The sequence below is a fragment of the Chitinophaga sp. LS1 genome, from assembly GCF_034274695.1.
Taxonomy (GTDB): Bacteria; Bacteroidota; Bacteroidia; order Chitinophagales; family Chitinophagaceae; genus Chitinophaga.
Map to the genome: position 1 here is coordinate 8,289,092 of NZ_CP128362.1, position 24,947 is coordinate 8,314,038.

General features: G+C 44.3%; 23 protein-coding genes. 9 read left to right on the forward strand and 14 right to left on the reverse strand.

The window, feature by feature from the left end:
* Window position 1: 1 nt before the first annotated feature.
* Together rpsO and QQL36_RS33945 are read right to left on the reverse strand one after the other, a co-directional pair.
* The gene (gene rpsO / locus QQL36_RS33940; protein WP_072361215.1) at window positions 2–274 is read right to left on the reverse strand and encodes a 30S ribosomal protein S15; all 273 of its coding nucleotides are present in this window, start codon (window positions 272–274) and stop codon (window positions 2–4) included.
* A gap of 165 nt (window positions 275–439) precedes the next feature.
* Complete coding sequence (locus tag QQL36_RS33945) at window positions 440–1,135, reverse strand: cell division ATP-binding protein FtsE (protein ID WP_083721503.1); 696 nt, start codon at window positions 1,133–1,135, stop codon at window positions 440–442.
* 95 nt (window positions 1,136–1,230) lie between these two features.
* On the opposite strand from QQL36_RS33945, the gene QQL36_RS33950 reads away from it, so the two are divergent.
* The 3 genes from QQL36_RS33950 to QQL36_RS33960 are packed head-to-tail and all read left to right on the forward strand — an operon-like array spanning window position 1,231 to window position 3,678.
* On the forward strand, window positions 1,231–1,605 hold the full coding sequence (locus QQL36_RS33950) for a BlaI/MecI/CopY family transcriptional regulator (protein WP_321568304.1): 375 nt from the start codon (window positions 1,231–1,233) through the stop codon (window positions 1,603–1,605).
* Entirely contained in the window at window positions 1,602–2,777 is a 1,176-nt protein-coding gene (locus tag QQL36_RS33955; protein WP_321568305.1) for a M56 family metallopeptidase, read from the forward strand. Before QQL36_RS33950 ends, QQL36_RS33955 begins: the two co-directional genes overlap by 4 nt.
* Before the next feature lie 52 nt (window positions 2,778–2,829).
* Window positions 2,830–3,678 (forward strand): energy transducer TonB, encoded by an 849-nt coding sequence (locus QQL36_RS33960; protein ID WP_321568306.1) that lies wholly within the window; start codon window positions 2,830–2,832, stop codon window positions 3,676–3,678.
* 61 nt (window positions 3,679–3,739) lie between these two features.
* Here QQL36_RS33960 and QQL36_RS33965 read toward each other — a convergent pair whose 3' ends face one another.
* Window positions 3,740–4,918: an AIR synthase related protein gene (locus tag QQL36_RS33965; RefSeq protein WP_321568307.1), complete on the reverse strand. Its 1,179-nt coding sequence runs from the start codon at window positions 4,916–4,918 to the stop codon at window positions 3,740–3,742.
* Between the two features lie 202 nt (window positions 4,919–5,120).
* Between QQL36_RS33965 and QQL36_RS33970 the strand changes: the two genes are divergently transcribed.
* Entirely contained in the window at window positions 5,121–6,053 is a 933-nt protein-coding gene (locus tag QQL36_RS33970) for a bifunctional riboflavin kinase/FAD synthetase (protein ID WP_083721508.1), read from the forward strand.
* Between the two features lie 88 nt (window positions 6,054–6,141).
* Here the strand turns inward: QQL36_RS33970 and holA are convergent, their stop codons facing one another.
* On the reverse strand, window positions 6,142–7,137 hold the full coding sequence (holA, locus tag QQL36_RS33975; RefSeq protein WP_083721509.1) for a DNA polymerase III subunit delta: 996 nt from the start codon (window positions 7,135–7,137) through the stop codon (window positions 6,142–6,144).
* A gap of 8 nt (window positions 7,138–7,145) precedes the next feature.
* Complete coding sequence (locus QQL36_RS33980) at window positions 7,146–7,874, reverse strand: ribonuclease H-like domain-containing protein (RefSeq protein ID WP_321568308.1); 729 nt, start codon at window positions 7,872–7,874, stop codon at window positions 7,146–7,148.
* A gap of 109 nt (window positions 7,875–7,983) precedes the next feature.
* Between QQL36_RS33980 and QQL36_RS33985 the strand changes: the two genes are divergently transcribed.
* Window positions 7,984–8,946 (forward strand): hypothetical protein, encoded by a 963-nt coding sequence (locus tag QQL36_RS33985; RefSeq protein ID WP_321568309.1) that lies wholly within the window; start codon window positions 7,984–7,986, stop codon window positions 8,944–8,946.
* Between the two features lie 286 nt (window positions 8,947–9,232).
* Window positions 9,233–9,682, forward strand: coding sequence for a response regulator (locus tag QQL36_RS33990; RefSeq protein ID WP_321568310.1), 450 nt, complete (start codon window positions 9,233–9,235; stop codon window positions 9,680–9,682).
* A gap of 84 nt (window positions 9,683–9,766) precedes the next feature.
* Here QQL36_RS33990 and QQL36_RS33995 read toward each other — a convergent pair whose 3' ends face one another.
* Complete coding sequence (locus QQL36_RS33995) at window positions 9,767–11,413, reverse strand: ABC-F family ATP-binding cassette domain-containing protein (protein WP_321568311.1); 1,647 nt, start codon at window positions 11,411–11,413, stop codon at window positions 9,767–9,769.
* A gap of 213 nt (window positions 11,414–11,626) precedes the next feature.
* On the opposite strand from QQL36_RS33995, the gene QQL36_RS34000 reads away from it, so the two are divergent.
* Both QQL36_RS34000 and murI read left to right on the forward strand, forming a co-directional pair.
* Entirely contained in the window at window positions 11,627–12,280 is a 654-nt protein-coding gene (locus QQL36_RS34000; protein ID WP_321568312.1) for a carbonic anhydrase, read from the forward strand.
* Between the two features lie 4 nt (window positions 12,281–12,284).
* Window positions 12,285–13,112 (forward strand): glutamate racemase, encoded by an 828-nt coding sequence (murI, locus tag QQL36_RS34005; protein ID WP_321568313.1) that lies wholly within the window; start codon window positions 12,285–12,287, stop codon window positions 13,110–13,112.
* A gap of 189 nt (window positions 13,113–13,301) precedes the next feature.
* On the opposite strand, the gene QQL36_RS34010 is transcribed toward murI, so the two are convergent.
* The 8 genes from QQL36_RS34010 to QQL36_RS34045 form a co-directional block, all read right to left on the reverse strand.
* A complete protein-coding gene (locus tag QQL36_RS34010; protein WP_321568314.1) occupies window positions 13,302–15,362 on the reverse strand; it encodes a S9 family peptidase in 2,061 nt (686 codons plus the stop codon).
* Window positions 15,363–15,468: 106 nt separating this feature from the next.
* On the reverse strand, window positions 15,469–16,806 hold the full coding sequence (locus tag QQL36_RS34015; RefSeq protein ID WP_083721518.1) for a Gfo/Idh/MocA family protein: 1,338 nt from the start codon (window positions 16,804–16,806) through the stop codon (window positions 15,469–15,471).
* 289 nt (window positions 16,807–17,095) lie between these two features.
* Window positions 17,096–17,860: a succinate dehydrogenase/fumarate reductase iron-sulfur subunit gene (locus tag QQL36_RS34020; RefSeq protein ID WP_083721519.1), complete on the reverse strand. Its 765-nt coding sequence runs from the start codon at window positions 17,858–17,860 to the stop codon at window positions 17,096–17,098.
* Window positions 17,861–17,913: 53 nt separating this feature from the next.
* Window positions 17,914–19,887, reverse strand: a complete 1,974-nt coding sequence (locus QQL36_RS34025) for a fumarate reductase/succinate dehydrogenase flavoprotein subunit (protein WP_083721520.1) — start codon at window positions 19,885–19,887, stop codon at window positions 17,914–17,916.
* Between the two features lie 15 nt (window positions 19,888–19,902).
* Window positions 19,903–20,586: a succinate dehydrogenase cytochrome b subunit gene (locus tag QQL36_RS34030; RefSeq protein ID WP_083721521.1), complete on the reverse strand. Its 684-nt coding sequence runs from the start codon at window positions 20,584–20,586 to the stop codon at window positions 19,903–19,905.
* Between the two features lie 210 nt (window positions 20,587–20,796).
* Entirely contained in the window at window positions 20,797–21,360 is a 564-nt protein-coding gene (locus tag QQL36_RS34035; protein ID WP_321568315.1) for a hypothetical protein, read from the reverse strand.
* Between the two features lie 55 nt (window positions 21,361–21,415).
* Complete coding sequence (gene murQ / locus QQL36_RS34040; protein WP_321568316.1) at window positions 21,416–22,228, reverse strand: N-acetylmuramic acid 6-phosphate etherase; 813 nt, start codon at window positions 22,226–22,228, stop codon at window positions 21,416–21,418.
* A 16-nt stretch (window positions 22,229–22,244) separates the two neighbouring features.
* The gene (locus tag QQL36_RS34045; RefSeq protein WP_083721524.1) at window positions 22,245–23,090 is read right to left on the reverse strand and encodes an N-acetylglucosamine kinase; all 846 of its coding nucleotides are present in this window, start codon (window positions 23,088–23,090) and stop codon (window positions 22,245–22,247) included.
* A gap of 163 nt (window positions 23,091–23,253) precedes the next feature.
* Here QQL36_RS34045 and QQL36_RS34050 point away from each other — a divergent pair, with 163 nt between their 5' ends.
* Window positions 23,254–24,864, forward strand: a complete 1,611-nt coding sequence (locus QQL36_RS34050; protein WP_321568317.1) for a S41 family peptidase — start codon at window positions 23,254–23,256, stop codon at window positions 24,862–24,864.
* Window positions 24,865–24,947: the final 83 nt, after the last annotated feature.

Sequence of the window (24,947 nt, forward strand, 5' to 3'; positions counted from 1 at the left end):
TTTATTTTCTGAGACCTAACTTCTCAATCAGTGCGCGGTACCCTGTGAGGTTTGTTTTAGACAGGTAAGAGAGCAAACGCTTTCTCTGACCTACCATTTTCATTAAACCGCGGTGTGTAGAAAAGTCCTTTTTGTTTTCTTTCAGGTGACTGGAAATGCTGTTGATACGCTCAGTCAGCAGTGCAACTTGTGCTTCTACGGAGCCTGTATTTTTCTCGCTTCCACCAAATTCTTTAAAAATATTGGCTTTCTTTTCAACAGTTAAGTAAGACATCTTGTAATAAATAATAAAATGATAAAGGTTATTAGTCGCTATTTTTCCGGGGCAAAGGTAGAATAAAATTATTAATTAACCATCATAAGTAAAAATATTCCCTCCGGAGTAGAGGCTGTCGCCCCCCGGCTAGGAATTTTACACCCGGATTATAAGCTGTTTCTTTTATACAAAGTTGACGGTGGCATGGTCAGACACACGTCCGTTCTCCGTTCTCAGCACTCTTGACGGAAATTTCTGTAATAATATATAGTCATGCGTAGCCATCACCACTGCTGCCCCCTCTTCCCGGCTGATACGGAATAATAACTGCATAATACCGTCGGAAGTTTCTGGATCCAGGTTGCCCGTAGGCTCATCTGCCAGGATCAGCTTAGGTGAGTTCAGCATAGCACGGGCTATATCCACACGCTGCTGCTCTCCCCCACTCAGTTCGTAGGGCATTTTGAAGCCTTTGGTGGTCAGACCCACCTTTTCCAGCACGTCGTCAATCTTTTCTTCCATCCTCTTTTTGTCTTCCCAGCCAATGGCACGCAGCACAAATTTCAGGTTGTCATGCACATTTCTGTCCGTCAGCAGCTGGAAGTCCTGGAATACCACTCCCAGGTTACGGCGCAGGTAAGGTACCTTTTTCCAGTCCATCTTTTTCAGGTCAAATCCTACTACCTGACCGGAACCCTCTTTCAGGGCCAGGTCGCCGTACAGGGTTTTCAGCAGACTGGACTTGCCTGTTCCCGTCTTTCCTATCAGGTATACAAATTCACCCTTGTTCACCGTAATATTTACATCTGACAAGATCAGGGAACTACCCTGATATATATTGACGTTTGATAACTGTATAATCGGTTGTTCTGCGCTCATGTACTTTTGAAAATGGGTTTAGTATAACAAAAATAGCTAAATCCATGCTAGATTGTTAGAACTAATTTATTAGTTTACATTATAAATTAAGCGACATGTCGGGGATAAAAACATTGACCAAAGCAGAAGAACAGATTATGCAGGCCTTGTGGCAGATAGGACCTGCCTTTGTAAAAGACATTATTGAAACCCTTCCTGAGCCAAAACCGCATTATAATACGATCAGTACGCTGGTGAAGATCCTGATTGATAAAGGATTTGTGGATTTTAAGGCGTATGGGAAGTCACATCAGTATTTTCCATTGATTACCAAAGAAGCGTATAGTCAGACTACGCTGCAGCAGATGGCAAAGGGGTACTTTGCAGGTTCTTTTAAAAATATGGTGTCTTTTTTTGTGAAAAAAAACGATCTCAGCATCTTAGAATTAGAATCTCTGCTGGAACAAATCAAAAAAGCTGAAAAGAAATGATGCTTCCGTATATCATTAAGGTATTGATCTGCTCAGGGGTGTTGTACTGTTATTATGCAATAGCATTGAAGAATAGTACCCTGCATACATGGAATAGAGTCTTTTTGCTGGTGGCGCCGGTAATTGCATTAGTGCTGCCACTGATACAGTTTCCTTTTGTGCAGCAGGGGATGATGATGAAGATGCTGGCGGTGAGGGCGTATGCTTCCGGGCCTGTTTCAGCATCAGGCGATTCTTTTAATGTAGAGACCTTATTATATACCTTATATATATTGGTAGGCATTTTTTTGGGGGGCCGTATAGTGCTGAACTGGAGCAAACTACGGCAACTGGCTTTGCAGGGAGAAGTAAAAGAGGATTCGGGGTACAGGATTATACGGCATGCTGCTGTGGAGTCACCCTTTTCTTTCTTTAACCAGATCTTTTTGAATGATCGTTTGGAGGAACCTGTATTGCGACACGAACTGGCGCATGTACAGGGATATCATACCATAGATAAATTGTGGATGGAGGTGGTTTGTGCGGTGTGCTGGTGCAATCCTTTCTTTTATTTAATGAAGAGAGAGCTGGCGATGGTCCATGAGTTCATAGCAGATAAGGCAGCTGCTTCGGATATGCAGGCCGACTATGCAAAGCTGCTGTTGCAAACAGCCTTGCACACATCTTCCCTCGCAGGGGTGAGTACATTTGGACAATCGCCGGTGAAGAGAAGGATCACGATGTTGCTTGCAGATAAGACGAATTACATATTTATAAAGAAGACTTTTATTATCCCTATAGCTATTGTTTTATTGCTGATTATGGGTAGTCAGCGACCCACCATGGCAGTAACCAGCCCTGCTGCCATGGATGAGGTGTTTACTTTTGTGGAGCATCCGCCGGCGTATATGGGTGGTGAGGAGGAGCTGGTGAAGTACCTGTCGCAGCATATTCATTATCCGAAGGAGGCGCAGAAAGCAGGTGTGAAGGGAACGGTGTTTGTGCAGTTTGTAGTGGGAGCGGATGGGATGATACATGATGTAAAGACGGTGGGTAAACAGCATGGGTATGGGTTGGAGGAGGAAAGTATCAGGGTGGTGAAGGCGATGCCGAAGTGGGAACCGGGGTCACAGGAGGGGAAGAAGGTGAGTGTGATGTTTAATTTGCCGATCAGGTATGAGGTAGAAATATGATTCGTACTTCCTAAGCGTAAAAAATAAATATTTTCTTTAGTTTGCCGCCACTATGCGACACATCATACCTGTATTATTTCTGTACCTGAGCACAATTTCTCTCAACACCTTTGCACAATCCCCCGTCACAGATCCGACCGGAACGATCTATTACAAAACAGACGTCCCGCCGGAATTTCCAGGTGGCGAAACGGCATTGGCCGATTTCTTAACCCATAATATTCATTACCCCCGCTCTGCACAGAAAAACAATGTACAGGGTACGGTATTTATCCAATTTGTTGTAGATGAAAATGGTAACATCATCCATCCAATCAGTAAAAGTCCGAATACGGATACCTCATTACAGAGAGAAAGCTTAAGAGTAGTCAGTATCATGCCCCAATGGAAACCGGGTCTGGTAGATGGTAAACAGGTAGCTGTACAGTTCAATCTTCCTATCAGATACCGCCTGGAAGGATCAGGATCCTATTCCAACTTTTCTTATCTTGGGCCCGTTGTTCCTAAAACAGTAACGCCAAAAGATTCTGCACTCAATAAGATCTATTATACTAACCCGGCTAATAAACCTGAATTTCCAGGTGGCGATAATGGGTTAGTGAAGTACCTGAAAAAGAACTTCCAATACCCACAGGAAGCACTGGAATCTGGTATAGAAGGCACTGTCACAGTTCTATTTACTATTAATGGCGAAGGAGGGATTGAAAATGTAAGTACGATAAGTCCTAAGCTGGGTGGACATTTGGAAATGGAGGCTATCAGGCTGGTCAGGTCTATGCCTAAGTGGAAACCTGCGATGGAAAATGGGAAAGGTGTTCCGGCGCAATGTAATATTCCAATTGAATTCAGCCTGAAGGAATACTATTCTAATAAGAGGAAGAAAGTATACCCGATGTTTTAAATAGAAATAGGCTGATCTGTGATCAGCCTATTTCTATTTAAAAGGAAAAATCTCTTTCAATTTAGTGATAAATAAACTCCCCCTTTTCACTCCTCACCGTCACCTGTTTCTTCTCTGCCGCCTCTACCCTTCCTACTATCTTCGCTTCTATATTAAAGCCCTCACTAATCTTAATAATATCCGCTGCTATCGCCTCAGGTACATACAATTCCATTCTATGACCCATATTAAACACCTGATACATCTCCTTCCATCCTGTACCGGATTGCTCCTGTATCAGACTAAATAACGGTGGAATCGGGAACAGGTTATCCTTAATCACATGCACGTTGTCAACAAAGTGCAACACCTTTGTTTGCGCACCACCACTACAGTGTACCAAACCATGAATCTGTGCACGATATCCTTCCAGCACTTTCTTAATCACCGGAGCATACGTACGGGTTGGAGACAATACCAGTTTACCCGCATCAATACTACCAAAACCCGGTACCTCTACCTTATCTGTCAATGCTTTTTTACCACTGAAGATCAGGTCATAAGGAATACCCGGATCATAGCTCTCCGGATATTTCTCCGCTATCGTTTTATTAAATACATCATGACGGGCAGAAGTCAGACCATTGCTGCCCATACCGCCATTGTAAGAAGTTTCGTAAGAAGCCTGACCATAAGAAGCCAGTCCCACAATCACATCACCCGCCTGAATGGTATGATTGGAAATCACATCTGCTCTCTTCATTCTGCAGGTCACGGTAGAATCGACGATGATAGTACGTACCAGATCTCCTACATCCGCAGTTTCACCACCCGTAGAGAAAATGGAGATACCATGCCCTCTCAGTTCTTCCAGGATCTCTTCCGTACCATTGATAATGGCAGCAATCACCTCTCCTGGTATCAGTCCTTTATTACGTCCAATAGTAGAAGACAGGAGGATGTTTTCAGTTGCACCTACGCACAGCAAGTCATCAATATTCATGATGATAGCATCCTGTGCAATACCTCTCCATACAGAAAGATCACCAGTTTCTTTCCAGTAAGTATAAGCCAGAGAAGATTTGGTACCAGCACCATCGGCATGCATGATATTGCAGTAATCTGCCTGTCCACCGAGAATATCGGGTACAATTTTGCAGAACGCTTTTGGAAACAGGCCCTTGTCAATGTTCTTTATCGCATTGTGCACGTCTTCTTTTCCAGCTGAAACACCGCGCTGGGCGTAGATATTCTGATCCACCAGTTAATTTTAATGTGATTAATCAAAGTGCAAAAGTAACGGATTCCCCCTTCCCGCGCAAACCCTTCACTTTCAAAAAGGCCGCAGGAGCAGGAGGAATAATCAAAACAGACGAGAGGAATAATCAAAATGCACCGTCCCCTTTCAATCATTTATATCGAAATGTTGTAATTTGCATAGATATTTATATCGAAGGCGTATTATGCTCATACACAGGGACCTTACCCAATTGCCAGCTTTTAAGCGGGCAGTTATTACCATCGGAACATTTGACGGCGTTCATACCGGACACCGCCACATCATCCGACAATTACAACAGGCTGCCACTGCCTGCGATGGTGAGACAGTGATCGTCACCTTCGATCCTCACCCAAGGGAAGTGCTGCAACCGGGGAGTAATCTTGTCCGACTCCTGACCACTTTAGATGAAAAGATTGCTTTACTGTCGGCACAGGGAATTGATCACCTGGTGATTGTTCCTTTTACACGCGAGTTTTCTGAGCTCTCGGCCCAGGCTTACCTGGAGGATTTTCTGATAGAAAGATTCAAACCTCATACGATTATCATTGGTTACGACCACCGATTCGGGCATAACCGCGAAGGTGGGCTGGAATTGCTGGAAGCGGAGCAGACGCAGTATGGATTTAGTTTGATCGAGATTCCGCAGCAGATTGTGCATGATCTGACAGTAAGTTCTACCAAAATCAGGAAGAGTTTGCAGGAAGGGAATGTGCATCTGGCAAATGAATTGCTTGGTTATCAGTATTTTCTGGAAGGAACGGTGGTGCATGGAGATAAGATGGGGAGAAAATTAGGATATCCGACGGCAAATATTCAATTGCCAGATCAGCGGAAATTGATACCTGCACAGGGGATTTATGCGATCCGGGTACATGTGAAGGAGCAGGAGCAACCATTGAATGGGGTGATGAGTATTGGAACAAGGCCTACTTTTAATGGAAATGATTTGCGCCTGGAGGCACATATATTTGATTTTAAAGGGGATTTATATGAGCAGGTGATTAAGGTGGAGATGGTGAGCTATATCAGGGCGAATCAGAAGTTTGACAATGTGGACGCGCTGATAGCGCAGATGGATAAAGATAGTACAGAGGCGAAAACCTTGTTAGGATAAAAATTACAAAATCAAAAAGCTTTTACCTTCGGTAAAGGCTTTTTGATTTTGGGCCGGGCCTGCGGCTGGCTTAATGCATAAATGCGTCTTAGTTCATTATTTTATACGCCAGTTCTTTCATTAATTCTCCATCCTCTACCCCACTGTCGTTGATACCGATGCTCCTTAAATTATAATGATGTAAAAGCAATATCGCCTTCTCCGTTCCCTCTACCCCGTACTGCCTTGCTGCCGCCATATAATCCTTTACAAAAAACGGATGCACCCCCAACGCCGCTGCAATCTCCTTCTCCCCACCTTTCACACCAAAGAGCTGACTCATCTTACTAAAGAAATTATACAATGCCGGCAATACCATTTGTATAGGCCCTGCCTTCGGATTGGCGGCAAAATATTGGATAATACGTATCACCTTACCCATATCCTTCTGGCCAATAGCATTCTGTAATTCAAATACATTGTATTCCTTACTGATCCCTACATACTTCTCAATATCATTCTCATCAATCTTCTTTTCAGGCGCCAGGTTCACCAGCAGTTTTTCAATCTCATTCGCCATACGGGACAGGTCATTGCCGATATGATCAACCAGCAAAATACCTGCTTTCTGAGAGATGGCCCTGCCCAATCCATTCACATATGCATCTACCCAGGCCGGCAACTGATTATCATACATCTTCTTGGTACTGAGTAGTACCCCTCTGTCTTTTATCAGTTTTGCTATCTTACTGCGCCCATCGATCTTACCCTGTTTATGTGCCACCACAAAAATGGTGGAATCCAGTGGTTTATCAATATACGTCTCCAGTTTCAGAATATCCTTCATAGCCTGGGCCTCTTTCAACACCACTACCTGCCTTTCGGCAAACATAGGGTATCGTCTGCAGGCATTAACCACCGCACTCCAGGAGGTCTCCTTACCATATAATATAGTAAGGTTGAATCCCTTCTCTGATTCATCCAGCAGATGATGCTCCGCATAGTTGGTCACCTGATCGATAAAGAAGTCTTCATCTCCTTCCAGCCAGTATAACGACTTGAACTTCTTTTGTTTCCAGTCTTTTATTATATCCTGATAATCCATTCCCTAAATTATTTAATATATACGACATCCCCATCTTCCATCAGGGGCACTCCCTTGAACCGCATCAGGAGCTGGCCTACTGCTACCACGTCTTTCTGACAATAGGTAACGATCCTTTCCAGTCCATTGGCTTCTTCATAATATACTTTTGCCACCATACTTCCATCGATATCATCTTTGGGCGTCGGTATACCAAGTATCGCTGTTAATAACTTCAGGGAAGTATAGTTTTTAAAGTCGCCAAACCGCCATAACTGCATCGTATCCAACATAGGTACTTCCCAGGGTTTTAGGTTATGCAGTTGTAAAGCAGGTGGCAAAGATAGCTGATGGATCACAGACCGCCTGCAAATAAAAGGAATATCAAATTCTTTGATGTTGTGACCTGCAAACTGGAATTTGGGATTTTTTATATAGAACTTATTTACCAATTCTAAAAAACTGCTTAATAAAACCTTTTCATCGTCATGATAAATTGATTTGATACGCAATTGATAACGACCATTTTCTACGGTAAAAAATCCAACGGAAATACAAACGATTTTTCCAAATTCGGCATAGATCCCCGCCCGGTCAGCGTATAGGTCTTCCCCTTCGGCTGAATCTGGCGCAGTTTTTGCAATTTTGTCAAGCCAAAGCATTTGCATGTTTTCCGGAAGACAATCAAAAGCCTTAACAGCAGGTGTTGTCTCTATGTCAAGCAGCAGTAATTGATCTAATGCGATATTCGGTAACACAGTTGAAAAACAGTTTATAAATTTTTATAATTAAAGTATTTTTAACACTTACATTTGTATAATCAGTTTTAACCATATAACAATTAAAATTAAATAAATAATAACGACTATGACTGAGAACACATTTAACAAACCTGCTTCGGGCTCTCCCGGATCTGAAAAACCAAGAAGCCGTAATGGACTGATATATGGTATTTTAATTGCAGCACTGGCCGGTACCTGGATCTACATGCTGTATGACAAAAATAAATCCAGCGAAATTCAAACGCAACAAACTGCGCAGATTGATTCCATTTCTTCTTCACGGGACGCACTCCAGCAGGAATATAATGCAGCCAACGCACGTCTCGATGACCTGATCTCCCAGAACACCCGCATGGATAGTCTGGTGAAAACAAAAGATAAGGAAATTGCAGACATGAAATCCAGAATCAATAGCATTTTGACCAACAAAAATGCTACCCAGTCTCAGCTGGCTGAAGCTCGTCGTCTGATCGAACAACTGAAAGGCAACATCAGTTCATATCAGGAAACGATCGAAAAACTGGAAGGCGAAAAACTGGTACTCACCGACGAACGTAATACTGCACGTAAGGAAAGAGACTCTGTAGGTTCTATCAAAGATAGCCTGAACAAGAAAGTAAATCTTGGTTCCGTATTACACGCTTCCAACATTCATTTACAGCCGATTATGCTGAAAAAGAATGGTAAAGAAGTAGAAACAAGCAAGGCAAAACGCGCTGATATGATGCGTGTGACCTTTGACCTGGATGAGAACAGAATTGCTCCAACCGGTAACAAAGAACTGTATGTTGCTATCACCGCTCCTGATGGTACACCACTGGCTGTTGAAGCCCTTGGTTCAGGCAGATTCACACTGGACGATGGTACAGAAAAACTGTATACTGCAAAGAAAACTGTAGCCTATACCTTAGGTCAGAAACAGACCGTGGTAATGGACTGGAAACAAAACTCCGATTTCAAACCTGGTGATTACAGTGTTGAAATCTACCATGATGGTTTCAAAATCGGTCAGGGTAAAGTAACACTGAAGAAAGGCGGATTGTTCTAGTAGTTTTCTTCTATATATTATTAAATGGGTCCCGGTGTCTTATGATGCCGGGACTTTTTATTTAAGAAAAAGATAGCACTCCTTTCAAAAGTTAACACAACAGTCATTTGTTAATGATTAGTTATTTGGAAAAAGACATATATAAAATTCTAATTAATTCCCCCATCTTTGCACTAATCTTTTATGGTATAGATGGAAACCCATGCCCAAAAGGTTGCAATTTCATGTGAAAACCGGGGAATGCATAACCTTGCATCACCATGTGTCCCCCCCTATCTTATATTGTATGTTATTGGGATTGAGTTCAACAAACAGTGTTAAAATACAGGAACCGATTATGCAGGAAAACACGAAGCAGGTGTACGTCGTAGACGATGATGAGATCTTTCATTTCATCCTGAAAAAGATGTTGGAACAACAAGCCGACAATCTGGAAATCACCAGCTTCCTCTGCGCAGAAGATGCGCTGGCTCAGTTACAAGACCAGCCGCAGTATATGCTGCCTTCCTTAATCATCCTGGACATGAACATGCAACGTATGAATGGATGGGACTTCATCGAAGCCTATAAAACGATTAAACCAACCCTCAATCAACATATTCCCATCATCATGTGCTCTTCATCTATGGACATGCGGGATATGCAGAAAGTACAACGCACACCGGAACTAATGGCCTACATAACCAAGCCCTTAGACCCCATGAAGATGAAAGTGATCACCGATGTACTTGCCTGAGGACCTGAATCAGATTATGGAATGGACAATACAATAAAAAAACGCCGGCGTTCTGCCGGCGTTTCTCTTTATAATCTGTTGTGATTAAGCTAATTGTACCTTACCACCATACATCTCTTCTCTCATCGCTTTCACTCTGTCGTCAGCCAGGTATTCATCAAAGCTCATCAACCTGTCAATCACACCCTTCGGCGTAATTTCGATGATACGGTTCGCTACAGACTGCATGAACGTATGGTCATGGGTTGTGAACAACACGATACCTTTAAAGTTGATCATGCTTTCGTTGAATGACTGGATACTTTCCAGGTCCAGGTGGTTGGTAGGCTCATCCAGTACGACTACGTTTGGATCCTGCAGCATCATGCGGCTGGTCATACAACGTACTTTTTCACCACCACTCAGTACACTGGTCTTCTTCATGATCTCATCACCACTGAACAGCATCTTACCCAGGAAACCACGCAGGAACGGCTCATCTACATCTGTTACATGCGGTGGCACGAACTGACGCAGCCAGTCCATCAGGTTGATATTGTTATCAGTAAAGAACTGGGCATTGTCATTTGGCAGGTAAGCAGTGGTTACAGTTGTACCCCACTCAAATTTACCACTATCAGCCTTATCCTCACCATTGATGATTTCGAAGAATGTACTCAGCGCTACGTGATCCTTAGACAGGAAAGCGATCTTATCGCCCTTGTTCACTGTAAAGGTAACATCGCCGAACAGTTTGTTGCCTTCTATAGATTTTTCCAGTTTCTCTACATTCAGGATCTGGTTACCTACCTCACGCTGTTGCTTGAAGATGATACCTGGGTACTTACGGTTAGAAGGCTGAATGTCTTCGATAACCAGTTTTTCCAGGGCTTTCTTACGGGAGGTCGCCTGTTTACTCTTGGAAGCGTTGGCACTGAATCGGGCAATGAAGTCCATCAGGTCTTTACGCTTATCTTCCATTTTCTTGTTCTTATCGGCAATCTGGCGGGCCATCAACTGGGAAGACTCGTACCAGAAAGTATAGTTACCGGAGAAGATCTGAATCTTGGCACGGTCTACGTCCGCCACGTGGGTACATACCGCATCCAGGAAGTGACGGTCATGGGATACCACGATCACGATGTTTTCATAATCAGCCAGGAAGTTTTCCAACCAACCGATGGTTTCCACATCAAGGTGGTTGGTAGGCTCATCCAGCAGCAGGATGTCAGGATTACCAAACAGTGCCTGTGCCAGCAGTACACGAACTTTTAAGCTACCACTCAGGTCTTTCAATAGTACCGAATGCACATCTGCGTTTACACCCAGATCGCCCAGCAGGGTACCTGCATCACTCTCGGCAGTATAACCGCCCATTTCACCGTATTCCGCTTCCAGCTCACCTGCACGCATACCATCCTCCTCGGTAAAGTCTTCCTTGGCATAGATCGTATCTCTCTCATGAGCGATCTCCCAAAGTTTCTTGTTACCCATTAAGACGGTATTCAACACAGTCACCTCGTCAAACTCAAAGTGGTTCTGTTTCAATACGGACATGCGTTCACCAGGGGTGATTTCCACAGTTCCTTTGGTGGGATCGATCTCGCCTGAAAGTATTTTCAGGAAAGTAGACTTACCGGCGCCATTTGCACCGATTACACCATAACAGTTGCCTTTGGTAAAGTTGAGGTTAACTTCATCAAACAACACTCTTTTTCCAAAAGAAAGCGATACGTTTTTAACACTGATCATGCTGGCTAAAGAAATTTAAGGCGCAAAGTTACGAAAAAATATACGGTTTCAATATTTTATCGCATTAATCAAAATTTAAGCCCGCAGCAGGTCAACACCCCAAAACAAAGGGCTTTTGACAAGCGCTCCCCCCTTTACCCAGGGTAATTTTTCTTCTCATGCTAATACCTTAATTTTAACCCCTGCATTGATCCACCTTAATTCACTTTCGCCATGACTAAATACGACGAGATCTTCGAGAACAACAGACGTTGGATAGCCTCCAAAACTGCTACCGACAAGGAATTTTTTGAAAAAATGGCAAACGAGCAGAAACCAGAATACCTCTACATAGGCTGTAGCGATAGCCGGGTACCCACCAATGAGATCATGGGGTTGGATGCCGGTGAAGTCTTCGTTCACAGAAACGTAGCCAATCTGGTCAATAATGTTGACCTGAACGTAATGTCAGTCATCAACTACGCCGTTCGCCACCTGCAGGTAAAACACATCATCATATGTGGCCACTACAACTGCGGAGGTGTAAAAGCAGCCATGCAATCAGCCGACCTCGGTCTGCTCAATCCATGGCTCCGCAATATCCGCGACGTATACCGCCTGCACAAAGAGGAGCTGAACAACATTGAAGACGAGCATGCACGTTACAATCGCCTGGTAGAACTGAATGTACAGGAGCAATGTGTGAATGTTATCAAAACCGCCGCCGTACAGCAATCCTACCTTCTGAACAAGTTCCCTACCGTACACGGCTGGGTGTATGACCTGAAAAACGGACAACTGATAGATCTGAAAATTGATTTCGAAAAAGTCCTCCACGAAATTCAGGAAATCTATGACCTGACTGGTACAGGATTGATGAAAAAATAAAGAAATGAAAACTGGGCCAATTGGCGTATTCGACTCCGGCTATGGAGGACTCACGGTGCTCAAAGAAATCATCACCTCCCTGCCACAATACGATTATATCTACCTGGGCGACAACGCCCGTGCCCCCTATGGCAACAGAGGATTTGAAACCATTCATACCTACACACTGGAATGTGTACAGCACCTTTTTGACATGGGCTGTCCTTTGGTAGTGCTGGCCTGTAATACGGCCTCTGCCAAGGCACTCCGCACCATTCAGCAAAAAGACCTGCCGAACATAGCACCGGATCGCAGGGTCTTAGGGGTGATCAGGCCGACTACCGAAATGGTAGGCACACTCACCCAGACCGGCGAAGTAGGAATATTGGCGACAAAAGGTACGGTGAGCTCGGAATCGTATCCTATTGAAATCAAAAAGTTCTTTCCACACGTGAAAGTACATCAGTTGGCTTGTCCGATGTGGGTGCCTTTGATTGAAAATGGGGAGGCGGATAGCGAAGGGGCTGATTATTTTGTGAAGAAATACCTGGATCAGATATTGACGGATGCACCGGATATTGATACGCTGGTGTTGGCGTGTACTCATTATCCGATTTTGACCAGGAAGATAAGGCAGTTTTTGCCCGCGGGGATTACGCTTTTATCACAGGGAAAGATTGTTGCTCATAGCCTGAAAGATTATCTGGTAAGACATCCTGAAATGGAAACGAGATTGAGTAAGAATGGTAGCAGGAGATTCTTTACAACAGATGATCCGGTTATTTTTGAAAAGCTGACAAACATCTTCTTTGGAGAGACAGTTAAGACTGAATTCTTAGAACACAAGAAATAAAATGAATTAAGCCGGCCGCAGGCCATTGCGCGATTCCAATAAAAAAGAAGGTGTATCATTAATAAATGAAACTCCTGAGAAACGCATACAATGGAATCTGGCTCCATCAGGTATCCGAACTAAAAGAGGGTGTATCTAATTTCAGATACACCCTCTTTTTTATTAGTAGGAATTTAAAGTAGTTTAAAATTATTTCCCTTCTAATCCTAACAGAAACGAATACTGCAATGCCACATCTTCCAAAGGCTTAAACCTTCCTGAAGCCCCGCCATGCCCCGCTTCCATATCTGTCTTGAACAACAATAAATGCTTATCCGTTTTCAACGCTCTCAACTTCGCCACCCACTTAGCCGGCTCCCAATACTGCACCTGTGAATCATGCAGCCCTGTCAACACCAGCATATTTGGATAATCCTGCGCTACCACATTATCATAAGGAGAATAAGATTTCATATAATCATAGTACTCCTTATTCTTTGGATTGCCCCACTCATCAAACTCACCCGTGGTCAATGGAATACTCTCATCCAACATAGTCGTAACCACATCTACAAATGGCACCGCCGCTATCACACCATTCCATAACTTAGGCCGCATATTTACAACAGCACCCATCAGCAAACCACCAGCACTACCACCCATCGCATACAAATGCGCACTATCCGTATACTTTTGTGCCACTAAGAATTCTGCACAATCAATAAAGTCATAAAACGTATTCTTCTTCTTAAACAACTTTCCATCTTCATACCACTGTCTGCCCATCTCTTCTCCTCCACGAATATGCGCTATTGCATATGCAAATCCTCTATCTAATAAACTCAGCCTGTTTGAACTAAAACCCGGATCAATGCTGTGACCATAAGAACCATATCCATACAGCAACAAAGGTCGCTTGCCATCCTTTTCAAATCCTTTTTTATACACGATAGAGATCGGCACTTTCACACCATCTCTCGCTGTTGCATACACACGCTCGGTCACATAATTTTTCGGGTCATAACCACCCAATACTTCCTGTCTTTTCTTCAGCTCATTTGTCTTCGCATCCATGTCATAATCATAGGTGGAAGAAGGCGTCGTCATTGAAGTATATACATAGCGCAATGTCTTCGTATCAAACTCAGGATTGATAGACACACTCGCTACATAAGCAGGTTCATCAAAGTGCAGGTAATGTTCCTGATGTGTATGTGTATTGATCACACGCAGTTGTGTGAGACCATTCTTACGCTCACTCAGTACCATATGCTCTTTGAACAACTCCTGACCTTCCAGCAAAACATCTGTACGATGTGGAATCACCTCTTTCCAATCCCTGATACCCGTCTTGTCCAGCGGGCATTCCATCAGTCTGAAATTCTTCGCCTGGTAGTTTGTTCTGATATAAAAATGCTGATCCTGATGGTCTACATCATACAGCAGATCATGCTGACGTGGATAGAATACTTTCGCATCGCCCATTGGTTTGGATGCATCCAGTATCCGGTATTCAGAAGACAATGTACTTTCACTTGCGATGAAGATGTACTGTCCTGATTTACTTCTGTAAGCAATGGTATTAAAGGTCTCATCTTTCTCATGGAACACCTCTTTATCCTTTGCAGCTTCAGTACCTACCACATGTCTGCCGATCCTGTCTGCCCGCAAAGTAACAGGGTCTTTTCCTGTATAGAAAAAGGTCTTGTTATCGCTGGCCCACGCAGCACCACCGGTGGTATTCAGAATAGCATCAGGAAGTATTTCACCTGTTTGCAGGTTTTTGATACGAATGGTATACTGACGGCGGCTCACGGTATCTACACCAAAAGCTAACCATTGCCCGTCAGGACTTACCGCCATACCACCTACCTGGTAATAATCATGCCCTGCTGCCATTTCATTGACATTGAGGGTGATTTCTTCCTTGGCTTCCAGGCTACCTTTTTTACGGCAGTAGATAGGGTATTCTTTTCCTTCTACATAACGGGTGTAATAGTAATACCCTTCTTTCAGATAAGGCACACTGGCATCCGTTTCCATGATCCTGCCACGCATTTCTTCGTACAGCTTCTTACGCAGCTGTGTTGCAGAAGCCATCATGGTATCCAGGTAAGTATTCTCTGCATTCAGATAAGCGAGGACTTTAGGATCATTACGATCATTCATCCAGTAATAGCTATCTATACGGGTATCACCGTTTATAGTAAGCGCTGTATCTTTCTTTTCCGCTACCGGAGCGGCTATCGTTGTCGTTGATTCTGCTGACATAACTTTCTTTTTTTCCTTACAGGCAAACAGGGCCATAGCTAAGATCACGTAATAAGCAGCGGCTATCCTCATAGGTGGTAATAATTGAGACTACTAAAGTACAAAATTAACCCACCTCCACCATCTTCACGGGGTCCCACTTTATAGGTCGTTGCTGAAAATAACTTTCATTTGTCAGCAACGCAGGCCCTGCAGCCCTTAATCCAAAGGTAGCATCTTCTACTACTTTTTTGCCAGTACGAACAGATTCATAAAAATTAGCCAGGTGATCAATGTGGGAATCATAACCGGGAGGTGCATTAAAAACACTTTCTCCTTCCTGTACAGGTTGCTGCCTTTGTGCAGGGGTATATTTTTCATTGTATTCTTTGACATAAGCCTCCTGTGTGGCTTTGGGCCATGTATTATATGTATCCCAGCCACCATACCCCGGTGCCGCAGCCAGTTTATGTTTTTTGATCTTAAAGCTATCCCAGCCCAGTTCCAGTACACCTTCAGTGCCTATTAGTTTTGTGGCTTCACCACCTCCCCCACCATCGGCAAAGTTCACCCTGAGGTTCACCTGGAAACCTGGGTAATCAAAAAGGGCCATCACCACATCAGGTACATCGCGGCCATCATTCCATTGTTTCAGGTTGCCAGTGGCATATACCCGATGAGGACCTGCTACCCCTGTCATGAAATGTAACCCTGAAATAAGGTGTACAAACAGGTCTCCGGGAATACCTGTGCCATAAGCTTTGTAATTGCGCCAGCGGAAAAAGCGAACAGGATCGAAAGGAATTCTGGCGGTATCTTTCAGCCAGGTATCAAAATCTACTGTAGCGGGCGAAGCATCGGGTGGAATAGAATACTGCCAGGCACCCAGCGCATCATGACGATCCATATGTGCCTCGACCATCACCAGTTCGCCGATATCGCCTGCCAGGTAGCGGTTTCTTGCTTCTGCAAGCCCTATGCTACTTACACGCTGACTACCCACCTGGAAGATGGCTTTTGTTTTTGCCTGTGTGGCAATAACGGCATGTCCTTCGGAGATCTGCTGTACCATGGGCTTTTCGCAATACACCGCCTTACCTTTTTCCATAGCAGCAATAGAGATGGTGTCATGCCAGAAGTCAGGGGTCGCAACAATGATCGCATCGATGTCTTTTCTTTCCAGCAGTTCTCTGTAATCACGGGTGGTAAAGATATCTTTACCATATAGCTCTTTTACTTTTGTGAGATGGCCGGTATAGAGGTCGGCTACGCCAGCCAGCTCTATGCCGGGGAGCGTAAGTGAGTCCCGCACATCAGCAAAACCCATGATCCCCATACCGACACAGCCTATCCGTATCTTATCGTTAGGGGAGATGTTGGCTAAGGAGGAAAGAGGGCGTACGCTTAGGAGGGCAGTGGTGCCACCAAGATTGCGCAGGAATGTTCTTCGGGATTGATGAGTCATAACGGAATTTTTTTGGGAACTACAGGAAATTACGAATTATGACTGCAATAAATAAAATAAAATCGGGGTTGCACTTTTGGCGAAGGCAAAAGTGCAACCCCGAAAGCAGTTTTTTGTTGCTGCTATCGCAGCAACAAAAAACCGGAATAACTAAAAACTCAAATTGCTACATAACCTGTAATATCTAAAAAAAAGGATGTACCAATTCGGTACATCCTTTCACATTCAATTACGACGACATTCAATTACTACGATATTCAATTAGCGACGACATTCAATTACGCCAATATTACTTTTCGTAAGTAAAACCAGCACCGATAAACTCCCTGTTCAGACGGGCGATGTTTGTCAGTGAGATCTCTTTCGGACATTCAGCTTCACATGCACCTGTATTTGTACAGCTACCGAAACCTTCTTTATCCATCTGTGCAAGCATGTTCAGGACACGGCTCTTCTTCTCAGGTTGACCCTGTGGCAGTAATGCCAGCTGAGACACCTTAGCAGATACGAACAGCATAGCAGAAGAGTTTTTACAAGCAGCTACACAAGCACCACAACCAATACATGCAGCAGCAGCAAATGCAGCATCTGCATCATCCTTAGGTACCGGAATGTTATTCGCATCCTGTGCATTACCTGTATTTACAGATACGAAACCACCTGCTTCAATGATACGGTCAAATGCAGCACGGTGTACAGTCAGATCTTTTACTACAGGGAAAGCACCAGCTCTCCATGGCTCTACAGTGATGGTATCACCATCCTTGAAAGCGCGCATGTGCAGCTGACATGTGGTAGTACCCTGCCATGGACCATGTGCACGGCCATTGATATGCATGGAACACATACCACAGATACCTTCACGACAATCGTGGTCGAAAGCTACCGGGTCTTTTCCTTCGTTAATGAGACGCTCATTCAGCACATCAAACATTTCAAGGAATGACATTTCAGAAGAAATCTCACTTACCTGATAATTTTCGAAATTACCCTTCGCCTCTGAATTTTTCTGTCTCCACACTTTAAGTGTGAGATTCATGTTATAATGTTCCATATCTGGTTGGACTATTATTGTTGTAAATAATCTGGCCGTAGCCAGACAAGACCTTATTTATAGTTACGCTGAGTAGGTTTACAAACCTCAAATACCAGCTCCTCTTTATGGAGTTCGTATTGGTTAGGACCTTTGTATTCCCATGCAGAAACGTAGGAGAAGTTTTCGTCGTCACGTTTTGCTTCACCACCATCTTCCTGAGATTCTTCACGGAAGTGACCACCACAGGATTCTCTACGATTCAGCGCATCGCGGCACATCAGTTCACCCAGTTCCAGGAAGTCAGCCACACGGCCAGCTTTTTCCAGTTCAGGGTTGAACTCATTTTGCTCACCAGGGATACGAACGTCACTCCAGAATTCTTTCTGCAGCGCGATGATCTCTTCGATAGCTTCTGTCAGGCCCTTTTCGTTACGCGCCATACCGCATTTTTCCCACATGATCTTACCCAGTTTCTTGTGGAAGTAGTCTACGGATTTAGTACCCTTGATACCCATCAGTTGATTGAGGGTATCCTGTACATGCTTCTCAGCTTCGTCAAAAGCAGGATGCGTAGTAGGTATCGCTTTGGTTCTGATATCGTCTGCCAGGTAGTTACCCAGTGTATAAGGTATTACGAAGTAACCATCAGCCAGGCCCTGCATCAGTGCAGAAGCACCCAGACGGTTTGCACCGTGATCGGAGAAGTTAGCTTCACCCAGTGCATACAAACCTGTTACAGAAGTCATCAGTTCGTAGTCAACCCACAGACCACCCATGGTATAGTGTACTGCAGGGTAGATACGCATTGGCACCTCGTAAGGGTTCTCACCGGTGATCTTAGCGTACATATCGAACAGGTTACCATATTTCTCCTGCACAACTTCTTTACCCAGTTTGGTGATCAGGGCAGGAGCTGCATCGTGCATCTGTCTTTTGTTTGCTTCAATCTTACCATAACGCTCGATTGCAGAAGCGTAATCGAGGTATACAGCTTGTTTGGAGCTACCTACACCATAACCGGCGTCACATCTTTCTTTGGCAGCGCGGCTAGCCACGTCACGAGGCACCAGGTTACCAAATGCAGGATATCTTCTTTCCAGGTAATAATCCCTTTCATCTTCAGGGATATCACCTGGCTTACGGTTGTCGTTTTGTTTTTTAGGCACCCAGATACGACCATCGTTACGCAATGATTCAGACATCAGTGTCAGTTTGGACTGATGATCACCGGAAACAGGGATACAGGTCGGGTGGATCTGTGTGTAACAAGGGTTACCGAAGTAAGCACCTTTCTTAGTTGCCTTCCATGCAGCGGTTACGTTAGAACCCATTGCGTTGGTAGACAGGTAGAACACGTTGCCATAACCACCGGTACACAGTAATACCGCATGACCGAAGTGACGCTCCAGCTTACCACTTACGAGGTCACGGGCAATGATACCACGTGCTTTGCCATCGATCGTTACGATCTCCAGCATTTCGTGACGGGTATACATGGTTACGTTACCCAAAGCCACCTGGCGCTGCAGTGCAGAGTAAGCGCCTAACAGCAGCTGCTGGCCGGTTTGACCTGCTGCGTAGAAAGTACGCTGTACCTGAGTACCACCGAATGAACGGTTGCTCAGCATACCACCATACTCACGTGCAAAGGGTACACCCTGTGCCACGCACTGGTCTATAATATTGCCACTCACCTCTGCCAGACGATGCACATTCGCTTCGCGGGCACGGTAGTCGCCACCTTTTACAGTATCGTAAAACAAACGGTAAACAGAGTCACCGTCGTTCTGGTAATTTTTTGCAGCATTGATACCACCCTGTGCAGCAATACTATGTGCACGGCGGGCGCTATCCTGAAAACAGAAAGCTTTTACTTTATATCCTAACTCGCCCAATGACGCAGCAGCTGATGCCCCTGCGAGACCGGTACCCACAATGATCACTTCCATGTTGCGCTTGTTAGCCGGGTTTACCAGCTTACAATGCCCCTTATATTCTTCCCATTTTTGTTCTAATGGTCCGGCAGGAATTTTTGAGTTCAACATATCTCCTTACTTTACTTAATGTTTAAAATAGATAATCACGGGAATAAGCGCGAAACCAATAGGAATCAGTACTCCAAATACCCATACACCTACAAAATTGATCAGGCCATTGTACTTTACATGGTTCAGACCAAAGGTCTGGAAAGCACTCTTAAAACCATGGATCAGGTGGAAAGACAAACCAACCATACCGATAACGTACAGGATCACCAGCCACAGCTGAGTGGTAAACGCTGTGTACACGGTGCTGTACAGGTCAGTCACTTCTTTACCTCCGAAATTTCCTTTAGGTAAATCACCGTAGTGCATAGCCCACCAGAAATCTTTCAGGTGAATGAGCAGGAATACCAGCAGAATACTTCCCATGATCGCCATCTGACGGCTGAACCAGGAAGAAGTCTGATTACCTGGGTTTACTGCATACTTAACCGGACGGGCTTTTCTGTTACTGAAAGTAAGTTGTAATGCAACCCAGAAGTGGATAATTACCGCGACTTTTAAACCCCATGCCACAAGCTGGATCAGTTCGTTGTGGGCCATGAAATCCGCGTAGGTGTTGAAGCCTTCCCCGTTGTCATTGAGCAGCAGCTGAAGATTACCTACAAGATGCACAATAACAAAACTACAAAGGAACAGGCCGGTAGCACCCACTAATAATTTTTTACCGATAGAGGTATTAAAAAACTGTGACCACTTCATAAGTAAAATTAGCTTCCTTAAAAGATGATATGATAATTATTCGAATATATCGCGCAAAGTTAAAGCGGGAAAAATAAAAACCAAATGATATTTCTCATATTTCGCGTGGATCAAAACCTCATTGGTGCTCATATCCAATGAGGTAGGGAAAAGAGTTTTCTCACCCGACACAAGGTCACGTGGAATTTTTGAATTACCCTGATACGATGACTATTCCAACCTGCGCATCATCAGGTTATCGATCTCATTGAAAATATGCTGGGGCTGATAAGGCCGCCATTTCTCAACATCCAGCAGATGTACATAGTTGTCCAGATGTGCTTTCTCAAACTCCTGCCGGGTCTGTACCGGCATATTCATCGCCACTATCCACCCACCGTCGTCTTTTATATCATCCCACCACTCTTCATAATAACAATCATCAGAGGAGTGAAAGTTCATTACATTCTCAGTAATTAATAGAAATTTTCTGATTCCTGTGGCAATCATCACATCTATAATGTCCCTTTTCAGGGTCATTATATCATTTTCAATGGCGTCATTCCACTCTCCCAATAGCTCTATTATGACGTAATTGAACTGATAATCAGCATATAGGACTTTCATATACAGGTTCCTGGAACCGAATTCATCCCACTGAGGGTGAACATAATAATTATATACTGTGTTCGAAAAGGTGAATTCACTGTACTCTCTTCCATAGAAAGGAGAGCTTTCATCCTCCTCGGCACTATATAAATGTCGCCAGTTGTAAAATGGTTCTATCTCGTGCATGGGCTATTTTCCTGAAATTAGTGTTTTCACAAATTTCAGGAAAAAACTGCAATTATTAACGGTAGTCCTCCATTGCTTTTTTCACACTGCCAGCTTTCAACAATAACGCCTTCGCCTGCTCATAATCACTGAGGTTCAACTGTCCCATCAGCATTCTCACCCCTCTATCCACCAGTTTATCATTCGTCAGCTGCATATTTACCATCTTATTATCCTCTACACGTCCCAGTTGTATCATCACCGCCGTCGAAATCATATTCAACACCAGCTTTTGCGCCGTTCCACTCTTCATACGGGTGCTCCCTGTCACAAATTCAGGCCCTACCACCACCTCGATCGGGTAATCTGCCGCTGCTGATAAGGGTGCACCAGCATTACAACAAATACTCCCTGTCACTATTCCCGCCTCCCGGCATTGATTCAATGCACCTATTACATAAGGGGTGGTGCCGCTCGCCGCAATCCCTACCACCACATCTTTTTCGGAAATATTATGTGCTAAAAGATCTTTCCATCCCTGCTGCGTATCATCCTCTGCAAACTCCACTGCCTTGCGTATGGCCGCATCTCCCCCTGCAATCAACCCGATCACCAACCCAAATGGCACTCCAAATGTAGGTGGGCACTCACTCGCATCTACAATACCCAGTCTGCCGCTGGTACCGGCGCCCATATAAAATAACCGGCCACCAGCCAGCATCTTATCGGCAATCACCGTCACCAGGTTCTCTATCTGAGGAAGCGCTTTTTCAACAGCCTGGGGTACAGTTTTATCCTCTTGGTTTATATTACTCAGGATATCCTGCACACTCATCTTCTCCAGATGTCTATAGTGTGAAGGTTGTTCAGTGGTTCTCTGAAAAGACATTTTCGATTGATAGATTTTAAATTTGATGATACTCCAGCAACCCTTCCATAGGGCTCCGTAATATCCTTCCCAGCTGCAGCTCATACAGCTCGCACAACTCCTGCAGAATATCCCTGAAGTTCCAGGCTATGCTACCAGTGAAGTGCAGCGGATGTGTCCAGCTCTCGCTGTATTTATAGATGTGATTGAAAAAAAACTCGTTTAGCCCATCCTCGAGGATGTTCTCTATGATATAGTGCCCTCTGTTCTCTCCCAAAAAACGCGCAAAACCAGCCAGGTAACGGTTAGGCAATGGTTTACGGTATACATTTTCCAGGATTTCATCGTTCGTCGTATTATACATGTAGTCAAAGCGACTCTTCAGTTCCTCGTCAAATGAGTTGTAGAGGTACATCTGCAACAACTTTTTGCCCAGTACGGCACCACTGCCTTCATCGCCCAGTACATAACCCAGTCCTGGATTATTCTTTACAATGGTTGTGCCATCATAAAAACCAGAATTGGAACCTGTACCCAAAATACTGGCTATACCGGGTTCTCTGCCACACAATGCCCTTGCAGCCCCCATCAGGTCATGTTTTACATCAACAGCAGCATGTGGCCATACAGATTGTAGGGCTGTTTGTACGATCTGTACACTCTTTGGCTGTAAACAGCCGGTTCCATAATAAAAGATTTCTGCAATCTCTACATCTGCTGGTAACTGTGGTAACAGCTCCTTTTCAAGGATTTCCCTGATCTGCTGAGCGCTTAAAAAATAAGGGCTGATGCCCTGTGTAGCAAAATGTCCTGTCTCATTGCCCCCCGTTAAACACCAATCCGCCTTGGTGGACCCACTATCTGCGATTAGCTTTATTTTCATGACACGCCCGTTAAGGTTTGAGGTTTAGGTGATGATTATATGTTATTATACTATTTTTGCCCCACAAGTTAAACAAAACAGGATTATATATACTACTGCTGTAAAAATTACCTAAAAATGGCCACAGCGCAGCGGACATTGCCGCAATCTTAATATCGAAGTTATGTCGAACAGGAAATTGAATGTTTTTTTACCATTACTTTTAGCCGTAGTACTGGCATTGGGAATGTATCTGGGCCATAAAATGCCGGGGTCTAACACCGGAGCGCAAACGCTCCTCTTTAGCCGGGTAGACAAGGGACCTTTACAGGAAGTCATGGACCTTCTCAAAGTGAAATATGTTGATACCCTGCAACTGGGCGATCTGCAACAGGAAGCTATCGAAGGCCTCCTCACCCACCTTGACCCCCACTCTATCTATATCCCCCCTTCCAGTGTGGAAGAGGTGAATGAAGATCTGGATGGCAACTTCCAGGGCATCGGTGTGGAATTCAACATTACCGGAGACACTGTTAATGTTATCTCCGTCATCGCCGGTGGTCCTTCAGAGACGGCTGGTGTACAGACCGGCGATAAGATCATCAAGGTAAATGACAGCCTGGTAGCGGGTAATAATATTACCAGCGACAAGATCCGTCAGCTACTGCGGGGCCCGAAAGGTTCCAAAGTAATGGTGACCATGATGCGTAACCATGAGCTGCGTCCTATCCAGATCACCAGGGGCATCATTCCACTGTATAGCGTGGATGCCAGTTATATGGCCACTCCTGAGATCGGGTATATTAAAATAAGTAAGTTCAGCGGCACTACTTTCGATGAATTCATGGCTGCACTGCGCAACCTGCAAAAGCAAAAGATGACGAAGCTGGTGATCGACCTGCGTCAGAATCCAGGTGGCTACCTCGATGCAGCTACCCGTATTGCAGACGAACTGCTGGATGATAATAAACTGATCCTTTATACAAAAGGTAAGAGCTATCCCCGTACAGATTATAAATGTGAGAAACCTGGTTTGTTTGAACATGGTGCACTCGCTATCCTGACGGACGAAGGTTCTGCAAGTGCCAGCGAAATACTGGCAGGTGCTGTACAGGATTGGGATCGCGGTACCATCATCGGCCGTCGTACATTTGGTAAAGGCCTGGTACAGGAACAGTTCGATCTGAGCAACGGTGGTGCACTGCGTCTTACTGTAGCCCGCTACTACACCCCTTCTGGCAGAAGTATTCAGAAGTCGTACGCCAATGGTCGCGAGGCATATGATGAAGATATCCTAAACCGTTTCAATCATGGTGAATTTGTAAACCAGGATAGCATCAAAGTACTGGATACCGTAAAATACAAGACGGCAAATGGAAGAGTGGTATATGGCGGTGGTGGTATTACACCGGACCTCTTCATACCATTTGATACCAGCCGTTTCTCACCGGTGATTTCAAGTATGTATTCCCGTAGTGCCTTCAGTAATTTTGTATATCAATATTACATTGGTCACAAAGATGAGTTCAAACAATATAAAGATGCATCACAGTTTGTAAACCAGTACCAGGTACCGGCCAGCATAATGAGTGCATTCAAGAGTTATGCAGAACGTGATAGTATAAAAGGTTTGAGTGGATTGAAACCGCATGATGAAATTGAAATACAAAACAGGTTGAAAGCAATATTAGCGAGACAGATTTGGAGTTATGAAGGATATTGGGAGTCGCTGAATCAGAATGATGGCATGATGAAGAAAGCAATAGAAGTGCTGAATAAAGAGAAAAACGATTAATTATCGATTTTAAAGCCGGCCGCAGGCCATCTTTTTCCGCCGTTGATAACTGATGTCGTAAGCATCATTTATCAACGGCGGAT